At 49.2% G+C, this 19,392-nt stretch carries 7 protein-coding genes, 9 tRNA genes and 6 rRNA genes; all 22 read left to right on the forward strand.

The features are described from left to right. Positions 1–184: 184 nt before the first annotated feature. Positions 185–1,734: ribosomal RNA gene (locus ABDB98_RS00490) — 16S ribosomal RNA — on the forward strand. 174 nt (positions 1,735–1,908) lie between these two features. After that, positions 1,909–4,837, forward strand: a 23S ribosomal RNA gene (locus tag ABDB98_RS00495). A gap of 51 nt (positions 4,838–4,888) precedes the next feature. Then, positions 4,889–5,004: ribosomal RNA gene (gene rrf, locus ABDB98_RS00500) — 5S ribosomal RNA — on the forward strand. Positions 5,005–5,027: 23 nt separating this feature from the next. Then, positions 5,028–5,103: transfer RNA gene (locus ABDB98_RS00505), tRNA-Val, on the forward strand. A 3-nt stretch (positions 5,104–5,106) separates the two neighbouring features. Further along, positions 5,107–5,182 (forward strand) — tRNA-Thr (locus ABDB98_RS00510). A gap of 35 nt (positions 5,183–5,217) precedes the next feature. Beyond that, positions 5,218–5,293: transfer RNA gene (locus ABDB98_RS00515), tRNA-Lys, on the forward strand. 6 nt (positions 5,294–5,299) lie between these two features. Then, positions 5,300–5,381: transfer RNA gene (locus ABDB98_RS00520), tRNA-Leu, on the forward strand. A gap of 24 nt (positions 5,382–5,405) precedes the next feature. Then, positions 5,406–5,480 (forward strand) — tRNA-Gly (locus ABDB98_RS00525). A gap of 14 nt (positions 5,481–5,494) precedes the next feature. Next, positions 5,495–5,580: transfer RNA gene (locus tag ABDB98_RS00530), tRNA-Leu, on the forward strand. Positions 5,581–5,591: 11 nt separating this feature from the next. Further along, positions 5,592–5,668: transfer RNA gene (locus tag ABDB98_RS00535), tRNA-Arg, on the forward strand. Positions 5,669–5,682: 14 nt separating this feature from the next. Further along, positions 5,683–5,759: transfer RNA gene (locus ABDB98_RS00540), tRNA-Pro, on the forward strand. Between the two features lie 4 nt (positions 5,760–5,763). After that, a tRNA-Ala gene (locus ABDB98_RS00545) sits at positions 5,764–5,839 on the forward strand. Between the two features lie 170 nt (positions 5,840–6,009). Continuing rightward, positions 6,010–7,559: ribosomal RNA gene (locus tag ABDB98_RS00550) — 16S ribosomal RNA — on the forward strand. 174 nt (positions 7,560–7,733) lie between these two features. Then, a 23S ribosomal RNA gene (locus ABDB98_RS00555) occupies positions 7,734–10,662 on the forward strand. 51 nt (positions 10,663–10,713) lie between these two features. Beyond that, a 5S ribosomal RNA gene (gene rrf, locus ABDB98_RS00560) occupies positions 10,714–10,829 on the forward strand. The 16S, 23S and 5S rRNA genes sit together here with 9 tRNA genes alongside, the layout of an rRNA operon. A gap of 226 nt (positions 10,830–11,055) precedes the next feature. After that, positions 11,056–11,520, forward strand: a complete 465-nt coding sequence (gene ctsR, locus ABDB98_RS00565; protein ID WP_016935919.1) for a transcriptional regulator CtsR — start codon at positions 11,056–11,058, stop codon at positions 11,518–11,520. 13 nt (positions 11,521–11,533) lie between these two features. Next, the gene (locus ABDB98_RS00570) at positions 11,534–12,091 is read left to right on the forward strand and encodes a UvrB/UvrC motif-containing protein (RefSeq protein WP_016935918.1); all 558 of its coding nucleotides are present in this window, start codon (positions 11,534–11,536) and stop codon (positions 12,089–12,091) included. Further along, complete coding sequence (locus ABDB98_RS00575; protein ID WP_003156398.1) at positions 12,091–13,182, forward strand: protein arginine kinase; 1,092 nt, start codon at positions 12,091–12,093, stop codon at positions 13,180–13,182. The genes ABDB98_RS00570 and ABDB98_RS00575 overlap by 1 nt, the downstream gene beginning before the upstream one ends. Beyond that, positions 13,179–15,614 (forward strand): ATP-dependent protease ATP-binding subunit ClpC, encoded by a 2,436-nt coding sequence (gene clpC / locus ABDB98_RS00580; RefSeq protein WP_047477921.1) that lies wholly within the window; start codon positions 13,179–13,181, stop codon positions 15,612–15,614. The genes ABDB98_RS00575 and clpC overlap by 4 nt, the downstream gene beginning before the upstream one ends. A gap of 93 nt (positions 15,615–15,707) precedes the next feature. Then, positions 15,708–17,087 carry a DNA repair protein RadA gene (radA, locus tag ABDB98_RS00585; RefSeq protein ID WP_438421076.1) on the forward strand — a complete coding sequence of 460 codons (1,380 nt, stop codon included), beginning with the start codon at positions 15,708–15,710 and terminating at the stop codon, positions 17,085–17,087. A 3-nt stretch (positions 17,088–17,090) separates the two neighbouring features. Next, a complete protein-coding gene (gene disA, locus ABDB98_RS00590; protein ID WP_003156401.1) occupies positions 17,091–18,173 on the forward strand; it encodes a DNA integrity scanning diadenylate cyclase DisA in 1,083 nt (360 codons plus the stop codon). Positions 18,174–18,286: 113 nt separating this feature from the next. Continuing rightward, positions 18,287–19,387 carry a PIN/TRAM domain-containing protein gene (locus ABDB98_RS00595; protein WP_016935914.1) on the forward strand — a complete coding sequence of 367 codons (1,101 nt, stop codon included), beginning with the start codon at positions 18,287–18,289 and terminating at the stop codon, positions 19,385–19,387. Positions 19,388–19,392 lie beyond the last annotated feature (5 nt).

The following is a 19,392-nucleotide window of genomic DNA, read 5'->3' on the forward strand; positions in this document are numbered from 1 at the left end:
AATAAAGTCGCTTGAACGAAAGACAAAATGATCTTTGAAAACTAAACAAGACAAAACGTACCTGTTAATTCAAAGTTTTAAATAAATCGCACAGCGATGTGCGTAGTCAGTCAAACTAAGGTCTGCACGATGCAGATCACACAGACGCTACTGCAGGGTGCAGTGAACTTAGTCTGTGATCCATTTATCGGAGAGTTTGATCCTGGCTCAGGACGAACGCTGGCGGCGTGCCTAATACATGCAAGTCGAGCGGACAGATGGGAGCTTGCTCCCTGATGTTAGCGGCGGACGGGTGAGTAACACGTGGGTAACCTGCCTGTAAGACTGGGATAACTCCGGGAAACCGGGGCTAATACCGGATAGTTGTTTGAACCGCATGGTTCAAACATAAAAGGTGGCTTCGGCTACCACTTACAGATGGACCCGCGGCGCATTAGCTAGTTGGTGAGGTAACGGCTCACCAAGGCGACGATGCGTAGCCGACCTGAGAGGGTGATCGGCCACACTGGGACTGAGACACGGCCCAGACTCCTACGGGAGGCAGCAGTAGGGAATCTTCCGCAATGGACGAAAGTCTGACGGAGCAACGCCGCGTGAGTGATGAAGGTTTTCGGATCGTAAAGCTCTGTTGTTAGGGAAGAACAAGTGCCGTTCAAATAGGGCGGCACCTTGACGGTACCTAACCAGAAAGCCACGGCTAACTACGTGCCAGCAGCCGCGGTAATACGTAGGTGGCAAGCGTTGTCCGGAATTATTGGGCGTAAAGGGCTCGCAGGCGGTTTCTTAAGTCTGATGTGAAAGCCCCCGGCTCAACCGGGGAGGGTCATTGGAAACTGGGGAACTTGAGTGCAGAAGAGGAGAGTGGAATTCCACGTGTAGCGGTGAAATGCGTAGAGATGTGGAGGAACACCAGTGGCGAAGGCGACTCTCTGGTCTGTAACTGACGCTGAGGAGCGAAAGCGTGGGGAGCGAACAGGATTAGATACCCTGGTAGTCCACGCCGTAAACGATGAGTGCTAAGTGTTAGGGGGTTTCCGCCCCTTAGTGCTGCAGCTAACGCATTAAGCACTCCGCCTGGGGAGTACGGTCGCAAGACTGAAACTCAAAGGAATTGACGGGGGCCCGCACAAGCGGTGGAGCATGTGGTTTAATTCGAAGCAACGCGAAGAACCTTACCAGGTCTTGACATCCTCTGACAATCCTAGAGATAGGACGTCCCCTTCGGGGGCAGAGTGACAGGTGGTGCATGGTTGTCGTCAGCTCGTGTCGTGAGATGTTGGGTTAAGTCCCGCAACGAGCGCAACCCTTGATCTTAGTTGCCAGCATTCAGTTGGGCACTCTAAGGTGACTGCCGGTGACAAACCGGAGGAAGGTGGGGATGACGTCAAATCATCATGCCCCTTATGACCTGGGCTACACACGTGCTACAATGGACAGAACAAAGGGTAGCGAAACCGCGAGGTTAAGCCAATCCCACAAATCTGTTCTCAGTTCGGATCGCAGTCTGCAACTCGACTGCGTGAAGCTGGAATCGCTAGTAATCGCGGATCAGCATGCCGCGGTGAATACGTTCCCGGGCCTTGTACACACCGCCCGTCACACCACGAGAGTTTGTAACACCCGAAGTCGGTGAGGTAACCTTTATGGAGCCAGCCGCCGAAGGTGGGACAGATGATTGGGGTGAAGTCGTAACAAGGTAGCCGTATCGGAAGGTGCGGCTGGATCACCTCCTTTCTAAGGATTTTAACGGAATATAAGACCTTGGGTCTTATAAACAGAACGTTCCCTGTCTTGTTTAGTTTTGAAGGATCATTCGATTCTTCGAGATAATGTTCTTTGAAAACTAGATAACAGAAGTAATTCACATTCAATTGTAATGCAAGATATCACGTAGTGATTCTTTTTAACGGTTAAGTTAGAAAGGGCGCACGGTGGATGCCTTGGCACTAGGAGCCGATGAAGGACGGGACGAACACCGATATGCTTCGGGGAGCTGTAAGCAAGCTTTGATCCGGAGATTTCCGAATGGGGAAACCCACCACTCGTAATGGAGTGGTATCCATATCTGAATACATAGGATATGAGAAGGCAGACCCGGGGAACTGAAACATCTAAGTACCCGGAGGAAGAGAAAGCAAATGCGATTCCCTGAGTAGCGGCGAGCGAAACGGGATCAGCCCAAACCAAGAGGCTTGCCTCTTGGGGTTGTAGGACACTCTGTACGGAGTTACAAAGGAACGAGGTAGATGAAGAGGTCTGGAAAGGCCCGCCATAGGAGGTAACAGCCCTGTAGTCAAAACTTCGTTCTCTCCAGAGTGGATCCTGAGTACGGCGGAACACGTGAAATTCCGTCGGAATCCGGGAGGACCATCTCCCAAGGCTAAATACTCCCTAGTGACCGATAGTGAACCAGTACCGTGAGGGAAAGGTGAAAAGCACCCCGGAAGGGGAGTGAAATAGATCCTGAAACCGTGTGCCTACAAGTAGTCAGAGCCCGTTAACGGGTGATGGCGTGCCTTTTGTAGAATGAACCGGCGAGTTACGATCCCGTGCAAGGTTAAGCAGAAGATGCGGAGCCGCAGCGAAAGCGAGTCTGAATAGGGCGCATGAGTACGTGGTCGTAGACCCGAAACCAGGTGATCTACCCATGTCCAGGGTGAAGTTCAGGTAACACTGAATGGAGGCCCGAACCCACGCACGTTGAAAAGTGCGGGGATGAGGTGTGGGTAGGGGTGAAATGCCAATCGAACCTGGAGATAGCTGGTTCTCTCCGAAATAGCTTTAGGGCTAGCCTCAAGGTAAGAGTCTCGGAGGTAGAGCACTGATTGGACTAGGGGCCCCTACCGGGTTACCGAATTCAGTCAAACTCCGAATGCCGATGACTTATCCTTGGGAGTCAGACTGCGAGTGATAAGATCCGTAGTCGAAAGGGAAACAGCCCAGACCGCCAGCTAAGGTCCCAAAGTATACGTTAAGTGGAAAAGGATGTGGAGTTGCTTAGACAACCAGGATGTTGGCTTAGAAGCAGCCACCATTTAAAGAGTGCGTAATAGCTCACTGGTCGAGTGACTCTGCGCCGAAAATGTACCGGGGCTAAACGTATCACCGAAGCTGCGGACTGTTCTTCGAACAGTGGTAGGAGAGCGTTCTAAGGGCTGTGAAGCAAGACCGGAAGGACTTGTGGAGCGCTTAGAAGTGAGAATGCCGGTATGAGTAGCGAAAGACGGGTGAGAATCCCGTCCACCGAATGCCTAAGGTTTCCTGAGGAAGGCTCGTCCGCTCAGGGTTAGTCGGGACCTAAGCCGAGGCCGAAAGGCGTAGGCGATGGATAACAGGTTGATATTCCTGTACCACCTCCTCACCATTTGAGCAATGGGGGGACGCAGGAGGATAGGGTAAGCGCGGTATTGGATATCCGCGTCCAAGCAGTTAGGCTGGGAAATAGGCAAATCCGTTTCCCGTGAAGGCTGAGCTGTGATGGCGAGCGAATTATAGTAGCGAAGTTCCTGATTCCACACTGCCAAGAAAAGCCTCTAGCGAGGTGAGAGGTGCCCGTACCGCAAACCGACACAGGTAGGCGAGGAGAGAATCCTAAGGTGATCGAGAGAACTCTCGTTAAGGAACTCGGCAAAATGACCCCGTAACTTCGGGAGAAGGGGTGCTCTGTTAGGGTGCAAGCCCGAGAGAGCCGCAGTGAATAGGCCCAGGCGACTGTTTAGCAAAAACACAGGTCTCTGCGAAGCCGTAAGGCGAAGTATAGGGGCTGACGCCTGCCCGGTGCTGGAAGGTTAAGAGGAGCGCTTAGCGTAAGCGAAGGTGCGAATTGAAGCCCCAGTAAACGGCGGCCGTAACTATAACGGTCCTAAGGTAGCGAAATTCCTTGTCGGGTAAGTTCCGACCCGCACGAAAGGCGCAACGATCTGGGCACTGTCTCAACGAGAGACTCGGTGAAATTATAGTACCTGTGAAGATGCAGGTTACCCGCGACAGGACGGAAAGACCCCGTGGAGCTTTACTGCAGCCTGATATTGAATGTTGGTACAGCTTGTACAGGATAGGTAGGAGCCTTGGAAACTGGAGCGCCAGCTTCGGTGGAGGCATCGGTGGGATACTACCCTGGCTGTATTGACCTTCTAACCCGCCGCCCTTATCGGGCGGGGAGACAGTGTCAGGTGGGCAGTTTGACTGGGGCGGTCGCCTCCTAAAAGGTAACGGAGGCGCCCAAAGGTTCCCTCAGAATGGTTGGAAATCATTCGCAGAGTGTAAAGGCACAAGGGAGCTTGACTGCGAGACCTACAAGTCGAGCAGGGACGAAAGTCGGGCTTAGTGATCCGGTGGTTCCGCATGGAAGGGCCATCGCTCAACGGATAAAAGCTACCCCGGGGATAACAGGCTTATCTCCCCCAAGAGTCCACATCGACGGGGAGGTTTGGCACCTCGATGTCGGCTCATCGCATCCTGGGGCTGTAGTCGGTCCCAAGGGTTGGGCTGTTCGCCCATTAAAGCGGTACGCGAGCTGGGTTCAGAACGTCGTGAGACAGTTCGGTCCCTATCCGTCGCGGGCGCAGGAAATTTGAGAGGAGCTGTCCTTAGTACGAGAGGACCGGGATGGACGCACCGCTGGTGTACCAGTTGTTCTGCCAAGGGCATCGCTGGGTAGCTATGTGCGGACGGGATAAGTGCTGAAAGCATCTAAGCATGAAGCCCCCCTCAAGATGAGATTTCCCATTCCGCAAGGAAGTAAGATCCCTGAAAGATGATCAGGTTGATAGGTCTGAGGTGGAAGTGTGGCGACACATGGAGCTGACAGATACTAATCGATCGAGGACTTAACCATTTTTGAATGTATGCTTACTGTTATCTAGTTTTGAGAGAACACTCTCAATGGTTTGGTGGCGATAGCGAAGAGGTCACACCCGTTCCCATGCCGAACACGGAAGTTAAGCTCTTCAGCGCCGATGGTAGTCGGGGGTTTCCCCCTGTGAGAGTAGGACGCCGCCAAGCCATTACACGTAAGTGTAATATACGGAGGATTAGCTCAGCTGGGAGAGCATCTGCCTTACAAGCAGAGGGTCGGCGGTTCGAGCCCGTCATCCTCCACCATATGCCGGCCTAGCTCAATTGGTAGAGCAACTGACTTGTAATCAGTAGGTTGGGGGTTCAAGTCCTCTGGCCGGCACCATTTTTGGACAAGATAATAACACAAGTCTTTAAAGAGAGCCATTAGCTCAGTTGGTAGAGCATCTGACTTTTAATCAGAGGGTCGAAGGTTCGAGTCCTTCATGGCTCACCATGTTACGCGGGTGTGGCGGAATTGGCAGACGCGCTAGACTTAGGATCTAGTGTCTTATGACGTGGGGGTTCAAGTCCCTTCACCCGCATTATACAGGATAGTTATCCTGTATGCGGAAGTAGTTCAGTGGTAGAACACCACCTTGCCAAGGTGGGGGTCGCGGGTTCGAATCCCGTCTTCCGCTCCAACTATACCATCCACGCCGGGGTGGTGGAATTGGCAGACACACAGGACTTAAAATCCTGCGGTAGGTGACTACCGTGCCGGTTCAAGTCCGGCCCTCGGCATTCATTATTATGCGCCCGTAGCTCAATTGGATAGAGCGTTTGACTACGGATCAAAAGGTTAGGGGTTCGACTCCTCTCGGGCGCGCCATATTTTTAAAAAATCGGGAAGTAGCTCAGCTTGGTAGAGCACATGGTTTGGGACCATGGGGTCGCAGGTTCGAATCCTGTCTTCCCGACCACTTTGGGGCCTTAGCTCAGCTGGGAGAGCGCCTGCTTTGCACGCAGGAGGTCAGCGGTTCGATCCCGCTAGGCTCCACCATTTATTTTTTGAAAAACGTGTTGACTTTAAAAGAAACTTATTATATAATTAAAAAGTTGCTTGAGAAAGTGAACAAAATGATCTTTGAAAACTAAACAAGACAAAACGTACCTGTTAATTCAAAGTTTTAAATAAATCGCACAGCGATGTGCGTAGTCAGTCAAACTACTTTATCGGAGAGTTTGATCCTGGCTCAGGACGAACGCTGGCGGCGTGCCTAATACATGCAAGTCGAGCGGACAGATGGGAGCTTGCTCCCTGATGTTAGCGGCGGACGGGTGAGTAACACGTGGGTAACCTGCCTGTAAGACTGGGATAACTCCGGGAAACCGGGGCTAATACCGGATGCTTGTTTGAACCGCATGGTTCAAACATGAAAGGTGGCTTCGGCTACCACTTACAGATGGACCCGCGGCGCATTAGCTAGTTGGTGAGGTAACGGCTCACCAAGGCGACGATGCGTAGCCGACCTGAGAGGGTGATCGGCCACACTGGGACTGAGACACGGCCCAGACTCCTACGGGAGGCAGCAGTAGGGAATCTTCCGCAATGGACGAAAGTCTGACGGAGCAACGCCGCGTGAGTGATGAAGGTTTTCGGATCGTAAAGCTCTGTTGTTAGGGAAGAACAAGTGCCGTTCAAATAGGGCGGCACCTTGACGGTACCTAACCAGAAAGCCACGGCTAACTACGTGCCAGCAGCCGCGGTAATACGTAGGTGGCAAGCGTTGTCCGGAATTATTGGGCGTAAAGGGCTCGCAGGCGGTTTCTTAAGTCTGATGTGAAAGCCCCCGGCTCAACCGGGGAGGGTCATTGGAAACTGGGGAACTTGAGTGCAGAAGAGGAGAGTGGAATTCCACGTGTAGCGGTGAAATGCGTAGAGATGTGGAGGAACACCAGTGGCGAAGGCGACTCTCTGGTCTGTAACTGACGCTGAGGAGCGAAAGCGTGGGGAGCGAACAGGATTAGATACCCTGGTAGTCCACGCCGTAAACGATGAGTGCTAAGTGTTAGGGGGTTTCCGCCCCTTAGTGCTGCAGCTAACGCATTAAGCACTCCGCCTGGGGAGTACGGTCGCAAGACTGAAACTCAAAGGAATTGACGGGGGCCCGCACAAGCGGTGGAGCATGTGGTTTAATTCGAAGCAACGCGAAGAACCTTACCAGGTCTTGACATCCTCTGACAATCCTAGAGATAGGACGTCCCCTTCGGGGGCAGAGTGACAGGTGGTGCATGGTTGTCGTCAGCTCGTGTCGTGAGATGTTGGGTTAAGTCCCGCAACGAGCGCAACCCTTGATCTTAGTTGCCAGCATTCAGTTGGGCACTCTAAGGTGACTGCCGGTGACAAACCGGAGGAAGGTGGGGATGACGTCAAATCATCATGCCCCTTATGACCTGGGCTACACACGTGCTACAATGGACAGAACAAAGGGCAGCGAAACCGCGAGGTTAAGCCAATCCCACAAATCTGTTCTCAGTTCGGATCGCAGTCTGCAACTCGACTGCGTGAAGCTGGAATCGCTAGTAATCGCGGATCAGCATGCCGCGGTGAATACGTTCCCGGGCCTTGTACACACCGCCCGTCACACCACGAGAGTTTGTAACACCCGAAGTCGGTGAGGTAACCTTTATGGAGCCAGCCGCCGAAGGTGGGACAGATGATTGGGGTGAAGTCGTAACAAGGTAGCCGTATCGGAAGGTGCGGCTGGATCACCTCCTTTCTAAGGATTTTAACGGAATATAAGACCTTGGGTCTTATAAACAGAACGTTCCCTGTCTTGTTTAGTTTTGAAGGATCATTCGATTCTTCGAGATAATGTTCTTTGAAAACTAGATAACAGAAGTAATTCACATTCAATTGTAATGCAAGATATCACGTAGTGATTCTTTTTAACGGTTAAGTTAGAAAGGGCGCACGGTGGATGCCTTGGCACTAGGAGCCGATGAAGGACGGGACGAACACCGATATGCTTCGGGGAGCTGTAAGCAAGCTTTGATCCGGAGATTTCCGAATGGGGAAACCCACCACTCGTAATGGAGTGGTATCCATATCTGAATACATAGGATATGAGAAGGCAGACCCGGGGAACTGAAACATCTAAGTACCCGGAGGAAGAGAAAGCAAATGCGATTCCCTGAGTAGCGGCGAGCGAAACGGGACCAGCCCAAACCAAGAGGCTTGCCTCTTGGGGTTGTAGGACACTCTGTACGGAGTTACAAAGGAACGAGGTAGATGAAGAGGTCTGGAAAGGCCCGCCATAGGAGGTAACAGCCCTGTAGTCAAAACTTCGTTCTCTCCAGAGTGGATCCTGAGTACGGCGGAACACGTGAAATTCCGTCGGAATCCGGGAGGACCATCTCCCAAGGCTAAATACTCCCTAGTGACCGATAGTGAACCAGTACCGTGAGGGAAAGGTGAAAAGCACCCCGGAAGGGGAGTGAAATAGATCCTGAAACCGTGTGCCTACAAGTAGTCAGAGCCCGTTAACGGGTGATGGCGTGCCTTTTGTAGAATGAACCGGCGAGTTACGATCCCGTGCAAGGTTAAGCAGAAGATGCGGAGCCGCAGCGAAAGCGAGTCTGAATAGGGCGCATGAGTACGTGGTCGTAGACCCGAAACCAGGTGATCTACCCATGTCCAGGGTGAAGTTCAGGTAACACTGAATGGAGGCCCGAACCCACGCACGTTGAAAAGTGCGGGGATGAGGTGTGGGTAGGGGTGAAATGCCAATCGAACCTGGAGATAGCTGGTTCTCTCCGAAATAGCTTTAGGGCTAGCCTCAAGGTAAGAGTCTCGGAGGTAGAGCACTGATTGGACTAGGGGCCCCTACCGGGTTACCGAATTCAGTCAAACTCCGAATGCCGATGACTTATCCTTGGGAGTCAGACTGCGAGTGATAAGATCCGTAGTCGAAAGGGAAACAGCCCAGACCGCCAGCTAAGGTCCCAAAGTATACGTTAAGTGGAAAAGGATGTGGAGTTGCTTAGACAACCAGGATGTTGGCTTAGAAGCAGCCACCATTTAAAGAGTGCGTAATAGCTCACTGGTCGAGTGACTCTGCGCCGAAAATGTACCGGGGCTAAACGTATCACCGAAGCTGCGGACTGTTCTTCGAACAGTGGTAGGAGAGCGTTCTAAGGGCTGTGAAGCAAGACCGGAAGGACTTGTGGAGCGCTTAGAAGTGAGAATGCCGGTATGAGTAGCGAAAGACGGGTGAGAATCCCGTCCACCGAATGCCTAAGGTTTCCTGAGGAAGGCTCGTCCGCTCAGGGTTAGTCGGGACCTAAGCCGAGGCCGAAAGGCGTAGGCGATGGATAACAGGTTGATATTCCTGTACCACCTCCTCACCATTTGAGCAATGGGGGGACGCAGGAGGATAGGGTAAGCGCGGTATTGGATATCCGCGTCCAAGCAGTTAGGCTGGGAAATAGGCAAATCCGTTTCCCGTGAAGGCTGAGCTGTGATGGCGAGCGAATTATAGTAGCGAAGTTCCTGATTCCACACTGCCAAGAAAAGCCTCTAGCGAGGTGAGAGGTGCCCGTACCGCAAACCGACACAGGTAGGCGAGGAGAGAATCCTAAGGTGATCGAGAGAACTCTCGTTAAGGAACTCGGCAAAATGACCCCGTAACTTCGGGAGAAGGGGTGCTCTGTTAGGGTGCAAGCCCGAGAGAGCCGCAGTGAATAGGCCCAGGCGACTGTTTAGCAAAAACACAGGTCTCTGCGAAGCCGTAAGGCGAAGTATAGGGGCTGACGCCTGCCCGGTGCTGGAAGGTTAAGAGGAGCGCTTAGCGTAAGCGAAGGTGCGAATTGAAGCCCCAGTAAACGGCGGCCGTAACTATAACGGTCCTAAGGTAGCGAAATTCCTTGTCGGGTAAGTTCCGACCCGCACGAAAGGCGCAACGATCTGGGCACTGTCTCAACGAGAGACTCGGTGAAATTATAGTACCTGTGAAGATGCAGGTTACCCGCGACAGGACGGAAAGACCCCGTGGAGCTTTACTGCAGCCTGATATTGAATGTTGGTACAGCTTGTACAGGATAGGTAGGAGCCTTGGAAACTGGAGCGCCAGCTTCGGTGGAGGCATCGGTGGGATACTACCCTGGCTGTATTGACCTTCTAACCCGCCGCCCTTATCGGGCGGGGAGACAGTGTCAGGTGGGCAGTTTGACTGGGGCGGTCGCCTCCTAAAAGGTAACGGAGGCGCCCAAAGGTTCCCTCAGAATGGTTGGAAATCATTCGCAGAGTGTAAAGGCACAAGGGAGCTTGACTGCGAGACCTACAAGTCGAGCAGGGACGAAAGTCGGGCTTAGTGATCCGGTGGTTCCGCATGGAAGGGCCATCGCTCAACGGATAAAAGCTACCCCGGGGATAACAGGCTTATCTCCCCCAAGAGTCCACATCGACGGGGAGGTTTGGCACCTCGATGTCGGCTCATCGCATCCTGGGGCTGTAGTCGGTCCCAAGGGTTGGGCTGTTCGCCCATTAAAGCGGTACGCGAGCTGGGTTCAGAACGTCGTGAGACAGTTCGGTCCCTATCCGTCGCGGGCGCAGGAAATTTGAGAGGAGCTGTCCTTAGTACGAGAGGACCGGGATGGACGCACCGCTGGTGTACCAGTTGTTCTGCCAAGGGCATCGCTGGGTAGCTATGTGCGGACGGGATAAGTGCTGAAAGCATCTAAGCATGAAGCCCCCCTCAAGATGAGATTTCCCATTCCGCAAGGAAGTAAGATCCCTGAAAGATGATCAGGTTGATAGGTCTGAGGTGGAAGTGTGGCGACACATGGAGCTGACAGATACTAATCGATCGAGGACTTAACCATTTTTGAATGTATGCTTACTGTTATCTAGTTTTGAGAGAACACTCTCAATGGTTTGGTGGCGATAGCGAAGAGGTCACACCCGTTCCCATGCCGAACACGGAAGTTAAGCTCTTCAGCGCCGATGGTAGTCGGGGGTTTCCCCCTGTGAGAGTAGGATGCCGCCAAGCGATCATACGGTAAAGGCAGCTCATGATGAGCTGTCTTTTTTGTGTTTTTCTGCATACGTTATATAATATGAGAAAAGTAACGATATACCTTTTTGTAAAAGCAGGTTTTATGCTTGTGCAAAGTGGAAATAATAGAGATAGAGCGATACAGTTGAAAAATTTTGCGAAACACCTTATAGTAAGATTAAAGTCAAATATAGTCAAAGTCAATAAAGGAGGGGGTTGAGTGGGACATAATATTTCTGACATCATTGAACAGTACTTAAAACAAGTATTAGATCAAAATGGCAAAGAAATTTTAGAGATCAAACGCAGTGAAATTGCTGATAAATTTCAGTGTGTTCCTTCCCAAATAAATTATGTCATCAACACCAGATTCACAAGCGAAAGAGGATATATTGTTGAAAGTAAACGGGGAGGCGGCGGTTATATTCGTATTATCAAAGTTAAAATGAATAACGAAGTCGTCCTCATCAATAATATTATTTCGCAGATTCATACCCACTTGTCCCAGGCAGCCTCTGATGACATTATTCTCAGACTGTTAGAGGACGGGGTTATTTCGGAAAGAGAAGCTAAAATGATGGTGAGTGTAATGGATCGTTCAGTTCTATATATTGATTTGCCTGAACGGGATGAACTAAGAGCCAGAATGATGAAGGCGATGCTCACATCTTTAAAACTAAAGTAAGCGGGTGAAAAGATTGATTTGTCAAGAGTGCAATGAGAGACCGGCCACTTTTCACTTTACGAAAGTTGTTAATGGAGAAAAGCAAGAAGTTCATATTTGCGAACAATGTGCAAAAGAAAATAGTGATTCATACGGTATAAGTGGAAACCAAGGGTTCTCGATTCATAATTTATTATCAGGGCTGCTGAATATGGAGTCTTCATTTCAAAACACGGGTTCTCAAATGTTCGGCTATTCAGAGCAAGGCACGGCCTGTAAGAAATGCGGCATGACGTTTCAACAGCTGAGAAAAACAGGGCGGTTCGGCTGTGCGGAGTGTTACGATACATTTCACAGCCAAATTACGCCGATCTTGCGAAAAGTCCACAGCGGGAATACGGTGCATGCCGGGAAAATTCCGAAACGTATAGGCGGAAACCTGCATGTAAGACGGCAAATGGAAATGTTAAAAAAGGAACTTGAATCTTTAATACATCAGGAAGAGTTTGAAAAGGCGGCGCAGGTCAGGGATCAGATCCGGTCGTTAGAGCAGAAATTAAAAGGCACAGACAGTGAGGAGGAACAAGGGTAATGTCGCTCAAGCATTTTATTCAGGACGCATTAAGCAATTGGATGAAGCAAAAGGGACCTGAAAGTGACATTGTACTCAGCAGCCGTATACGGTTGGCCAGAAACTTTGAAAATATAAAGTTTCCTGCCCGGTATACGAATGAAGAAGCCTCATCCATTATTCAGCAATTCGAAGATCATTTTTCAGGGAAAGAACTGCCTGATATCGGTCAATTTCATTTAATCAGAATGAGTGAAGCTCAGCCTTTGGAAAAACGGGTGCTGATGGAAAAGCATCTGATCAGCCCGAATTTAACGGAATCACCGTTTGGCGGCTGTCTGCTTTCTGAAAATGAAGAAGTCAGCATTATGTTAAATGAAGAAGATCATATCAGAATTCAATGTCTCTTCCCCGGCTTCCAGCTTCTCAACGCCATAAAAGCGGCAAACCAGGTTGATGACTGGATTGAGGAGAAAGTGGATTACGCTTTTGGAGAGAAGAGAGGATACTTAACAAGCTGTCCTACAAATGTAGGGACGGGACTAAGGGCTTCGGTCATGATGCATTTGCCGGGTCTTGTGCTAACTAGGCAAATGAATCGAATTATACCGGCAATTAACCAATTAGGTTTAGTTGTTAGAGGAATTTACGGGGAAGGCAGCGAAGCATTAGGAAATATCTTTCAAATTTCAAATCAAATCACACTTGGAAAATCAGAACAGGATATCGTCGATGATTTGAACAGTGTGGCTGCCCAGCTGATTGAGCAGGAACGCTCAGCCCGAGAAGCGCTTTATCAAACCTCGAAAATTGAATTAGAGGACCGGGTATTCAGATCTTACGGAGTTTTATCCAACTGCCGAATGATTGAATCGAAGGAAACGGCGAAATGCCTTTCTGACGTTCGGCTGGGGATAGACCTGGGGATCATTAAAGGGCTATCAAGCAATATACTTAATGAACTGATGATTTTGACACAGCCCGGTTTTCTCCAGCAATATTCGGGCGGCGCATTACGGCCGAACGAAAGAGACGCGAGAAGAGCGGCTCTTATCAGGGAAAGGCTGCATTTAGAAATGAGTGCAAATAGACAGGAGGATGATTCGATATGATGTTTGGAAGATTTACAGAGCGGGCTCAAAAGGTATTGGCACTGGCACAGGAAGAAGCACTGCGCTTAGGCCATACAAATATCGGAACTGAACATATATTATTGGGGTTAGTCCGTGAAGGTGAAGGGATAGCATTTAAAGCTTTAGAAGCGCTTGGCCTCAATTCAGATAAAATGCAGAAAGAAGTGGAAAGTTTGATTGGCCGAGGACAGGAAAGCACCACCTCTGTCCCTCATTACACGCCTCGAGCCAAAAAGGTAATAGAACTATCAATGGATGAAGCCAGAAAGCTGGGTCATTCTTATGTAGGAACAGAGCACATACTTCTTGGGCTGATTCGTGAAGGTGAGGGAGTCGCCGCGAGAGTTCTGAATAATCTGGGTGTCAGTCTCAATAAGGCGAGACAGCAGGTTCTGCAGCTTCTCGGAAGCAATGAAACAGGGACATCCGGAGCAGGGACAAATAGCAGCGCAAACACGCCGACGCTTGACAGTCTGGCGCGTGATTTAACCGCGATTGCGAGGGAAGACAGCCTTGATCCGGTTATCGGCCGAAGCAAAGAAATTCAGCGCGTTATTGAAGTATTAAGCCGCAGAACAAAGAATAATCCCGTTCTGATTGGAGAACCGGGTGTAGGTAAAACTGCGATTGCTGAAGGTCTCGCACAGCAGATCATCAACAATGAAGTGCCGGAAATCTTACGTGATAAACGCGTAATGACATTAGACATGGGAACGGTTGTAGCAGGCACGAAATACCGCGGAGAATTTGAAGACCGTTTGAAAAAAGTAATGGATGAAATACGTCAGGCCGGCAATATCATTTTATTCATTGACGAATTGCACACACTGATCGGAGCTGGAGGAGCAGAAGGTGCGATTGACGCGTCGAATATTTTAAAACCTTCACTCGCTCGCGGAGAGCTTCAGTGCATCGGTGCGACAACGCTTGATGAATACCGCAAATATATCGAAAAAGACGCAGCTCTGGAGCGCCGCTTCCAGCCGATTCAGGTGGATGAGCCGTCAGTCGATGAAAGCATTCAGATCTTAAAAGGGCTCCGTGACCGCTATGAAGCGCATCACCGCGTATCCATTACCGATGAAGCGATCGAAGCGGCGGTTAAATTGTCTGATCGTTATATTTCTGACCGCTTCCTTCCGGATAAAGCGATCGATTTAATTGACGAAGCCGGTTCAAAAGTGCGTCTCCGTTCCTTCACAACGCCTCCGAACTTAAAAGAGCTTGAGCAGAAACTCGATGAAGTTCGCAAGGAAAAAGACGCTGCCGTTCAAAGCCAGGAGTTTGAAAAAGCGGCTTCTCTTCGTGATACGGAGCAGCGCTTGAGAGAACAGGTGGAAGATACGAAAAAAACGTGGAAAGAAAAACAAGGCCAGGAGAACTCCGAAGTTTCTGTAGAGGATATCGCAATGGTGGTATCCAGCTGGACCGGGGTGCCTGTATCTAAAATTGCGCAAACGGAAACAGATAAGCTTCTCAATATGGAAAGCATTCTGCACTCCCGCGTCATTGGCCAGGATGAAGCCGTTGTAGCCGTTGCGAAGGCTGTCAGACGTGCAAGAGCCGGTTTGAAGGATCCGAAACGTCCGATCGGTTCATTCATCTTCTTAGGCCCTACAGGCGTAGGGAAGACAGAGCTGGCAAGAGCGCTGGCGGAATCTATTTTCGGTGATGAAGAAGCGATGATCAGAGTGGATATGTCCGAATATATGGAGAAACATTCGACTTCACGTCTTGTCGGTTCTCCTCCGGGATATGTCGGCTATGATGAAGGCGGCCAGCTGACGGAAAAAGTGAGAAGAAAACCTTACTCTGTCGTACTGCTTGATGAAATTGAAAAAGCGCATCCTGATGTGTTTAACATTCTCCTGCAAGTGCTTGAAGACGGACGCTTGACTGATTCAAAAGGACGCACTGTTGATTTCCGCAACACGATTCTGATTATGACGTCAAACGTCGGAGCGAGCGAGCTGAAACGCAACAAATATGTGGGCTTCAATGTGCAGGATGAATCACAAAACCATAAAGACATGAAAGACAAAGTCATGGGAGAGCTGAAGCGTGCCTTCAGACCTGAATTTATCAACCGGATTGACGAAATTATCGTCTTCCACTCCCTTGAGAAAAAACATCTTACAGACATCGTGTCGCTTATGTCTGACCAGTTAACAAAACGTCTGAAAGAACAAGATCTCTCTATAGAGCTGACGGATGCTGCAAAAGCAAAAGTAGCAGACGAGGGCGTCGACTTGGAATACGGCGCACGTCCGTTAAGAAGAGCGATTCAAAAGCATGTGGAGGACCGGTTATCAGAAGAGCTTCTCAGAGGCAATATTGATAAAGGCCAGCACATCGTTCTTGATGTTGAAGACGGCGAATTTGTCGTAAAAACAACTGCTAAAACGAACTAATATAGTGACAAACATGAGGCATACGTAAGCAAGTGTATGCCTCACTTTGTTATATAGAGAAATATTCGATAAGGAAGAGGTCTTACAGCATATATGGCTAAATCAAAAACAAAATTCATCTGCCACTCATGCGGTTATGAATCCGCAAAATGGATGGGGAAATGCCCGGGCTGCGGGGCTTGGAATACAATGGTGGAAGAAACCGTCAAAAAAGCGCCGGCGAATCGGCGGGCGGCTTTCTCCCACTCCGTTCAAACCGTCCAGAAACCATCACCCATTACATCAATTGAAACATCAGAAGAACCCCGTGTTCACACCAAGCTCGAAGAATTTAACAGAGTGCTTGGCGGCGGCGTTGTGAAGGGCTCGTTAGTATTAATCGGCGGCGACCCCGGCATCGGGAAATCAACGCTCCTTCTTCAAGTATCCGCACAATTAGCAGACACGGCCGGCAGCGTGCTTTACATTTCCGGGGAAGAATCCGTGAAGCAAACGAAGCTGCGCGCCGACAGGCTTGGAATCAACAGCCAATTGTTACATGTTTTATCTGAAACCGATATGGAGTATATTTCGTCTGCTATACAAGAGATGAAACCCGCATTTGTTGTTGTAGACTCCATTCAGACCGTTTACCAAAGTGACATTACCTCAGCTCCCGGCAGTGTATCACAAGTAAGAGAGTGTACGGCTGAATTGATGAAAATCGCGAAAACAAACGGCATTCCGATTTTTATCGTCGGACACGTCACAAAAGAAGGCTCGATCGCTGGGCCAAGATTGCTTGAGCATATGGTCGATACCGTTCTATACTTTGAAGGAGAGCGGCACCATACATTCCGTATTTTGCGGGCTGTAAAAAACCGTTTCGGCTCAACAAATGAAATGGGCATCTTTGAAATGCGGGAAGAGGGGCTTACAGAAGTGCTGAACCCTTCGGAAATTTTCTTGGAGGAGCGTTCTGCCGGGGCTTCGGGTTCGAGTATCGTTGCGTCAATGGAAGGAACGAGACCGATCCTGGTTGAAATTCAGGCGCTCATATCACCGACCAGCTTTGGAAACCCGCGCCGCATGGCCACAGGGATTGACCACAACAGGGTGTCGTTAATCATGGCTGTGCTTGAGAAGCGGGTGGGGCTATTGCTTCAGAATCAAGATGCGTACTTAAAAGTCGCCGGCGGGGTCAAACTGGATGAACCGGCGATTGATTTGGCAGTAGCCGTCAGTATTGCTTCAAGCTTCAGAGATACACCGCCGAATCCTGCAGATTGCTTTATCGGTGAAGTGGGTCTGACAGGAGAAGTCCGCAGGGTGTCAAGAATCGAACAGCGCGTAAAAGAAGCGGCGAAACTCGGCTTCAAGCGTATGGTCATACCTGAGGCGAATGCAGGCGGATGGACAATACCAAAAGGGATTGAGGTTGTCGGAGTAGCAAATGTTGCAGAAGCGCTTCGTACTTCATTAGGAGGATCATAATAGATGGAAAAAGAGAAAAAAGGGGCGAAACAAGAGCTTGACCTGTCTGCAATTCTGCAGTTCGTTGCACCGGGCACGCCGCTCAGAGCCGGGATAGAGAATGTACTTCGGGCAAATACAGGCGGCCTGATTGTTGTCGGATACAATGATAAGGTAAAGCAAGTCGTGGATGGCGGTTTTCATATTAATACATCATTTGCGCCCGCTCACCTATACGAGCTGGCCAAAATGGACGGTGCCATTATTTTAAGCGATTCCGGCCAGAAAATTCTTTATGCGAATACACAGCTTATGCCGGAAGCGACCATTTCTTCTTCAGAAACGGGGATGAGGCACCGTACGGCGGAACGGGTGGCGAAGCAGACCGGCTGTCTCGTCATCGCCATTTCTGAACGCAGAAATGTCATTACGTTATACCAGGACAGCATGAAATACACACTGAAGGACATAGGATTTATTTTAACAAAAGCAAACCAGGCGATTCAAACGCTTGAGAAGTATAAAACTATTTTAGACAAAACGATTACGGCTTTAAACGCTTTAGAGTTTGAGGAGCTCGTGACATTCAGTGACGTGCTGTCCGTTATGCACCGCTATGAAATGGTGCTCCGTATAAAAAATGAAATCAACATGTATATTAAAGAACTCGGAACGGAAGGCCACTTAATCCGTCTGCAGGTGATTGAACTGATTACGGATATGGAAGAAGAAGCGGCTCTTTTCATCAAAGACTATGTGAAAGAAAAAATCAAAGATCCGTTCGTGCTGTTAAAAGAGCTTCAGGATATGTCCAGCTACGATCTGCTTGATGATTCCATTCTGTTTAAGCTGCTTGGATATCCCGCTTCTACCAACCTTGATGATTATGTGCTGCCGAGAGGGTACAGGCTGCTGAATAAAATTCCGCGTCTGCCGATGCCGATTGTTGAAAATGTGGTTGAGGCGTTCGGATTTTTGCCAAGCATAACGGAAGCCACTGTTGAAGAGCTGGATGATGTAGAAGGCATCGGCGAGGTGCGCGCCCAAAAAATCAAAAAAGGTTTAAAACGTCTTCAAGAAAAACACTATATAGATAGACAGCTTTAAGTATCGCTTAAACCTGTCAGAATCCGGGTATATTATTGTTAGTTTTTGTTTATTCTGATATTTGTAGGCTTTGACAGCCTGCTGAAAAATGTTACTTAAAAGGAGGTGGAGGTATGTTAAAACGAATAGTTCAGGCGTTCTTCATTATTGTGGGCGGCGTTGTCGGTATCTTTTTAATACCTGAATTGTTTGTACTGTCAAATATACAGGACATACCTTTAATAACAAACGCATATACGTCTGCTGCAATTGGTGCTATTATCTTTTTTCTCATCAGTATATGGACGACAGAATATGTGATTAATTGGGTGAAATGGATTGAAGATTCTTTGCTGAGAGCTCCGGTGCCGGATCTGTTATTCGGAAGTCTCGGATTGGTTTTTGGACTTATCATCGCATATCTCATTGTAAACGTGATTCCGCTGGACAATATTCCGTACCGTATATTCAGCACCATCATCCCGGTCTTTTTGGCTTTCTTTCTCGGTTATCTGGGCTTCCAGGTCGGATTTAAGAAAAAGGATGAACTGATCGGTCTGTTCTCCATTTCTGCAAGAATGCAGAAGAAAAAGGGAAGTGCGGATGAGGAGCAAGAGGAGCAGGAGAAAAGGCTGAAAATCTTGGATACAAGTGTTATTATTGATGGGAGAATTGCAGATATTTGTCAGACGGGCTTTTTAGAAGGCGTCATTGTCATTCCTCAATTTGTGCTTGAGGAATTACAGCATATTGCTGATTCTTCAGATGTTTTAAAACGCAACAGAGGACGCCGCGGACTGGATATTTTGAATCGCATTCAAAAGGAACTGGATATTACGGTTGAAATTTATGAAGGCGACTTCGAAGACATTCAAGAGGTTGACAGCAAGCTTGTCAAACTTGCGAAGCTGACATCCGGTGTCGTTGTGACGAATGATTTTAATTTAAATAAAGTATGTGAGCTTCAGAAGGTTGCGGTACTGAATATTAATGACCTTGCAAACGCGGTGAAGCCGGTTGTGCTCCCGGGTGAAGAAATGAATGTGCAGGTGATTAAGGACGGGAAAGAGCATAATCAAGGTGTGGCTTACTTGGATGACGGAACAATGATCGTTGTGGAAGAAGGCCGCAATTATATAGGGAAACATATTGATGTGCTCGTAACCAGCGTGCTGCAGACAGCGGCGGGGCGAATGATTTTTGCCAAGCCTAAGCTGCTTGAGAAGGCTCTTTAAGAGGG

Source organism: Bacillus siamensis (assembly GCF_051628075.1).
Lineage (GTDB): Bacteria > Bacillota > Bacilli > Bacillales > Bacillaceae > Bacillus > Bacillus siamensis.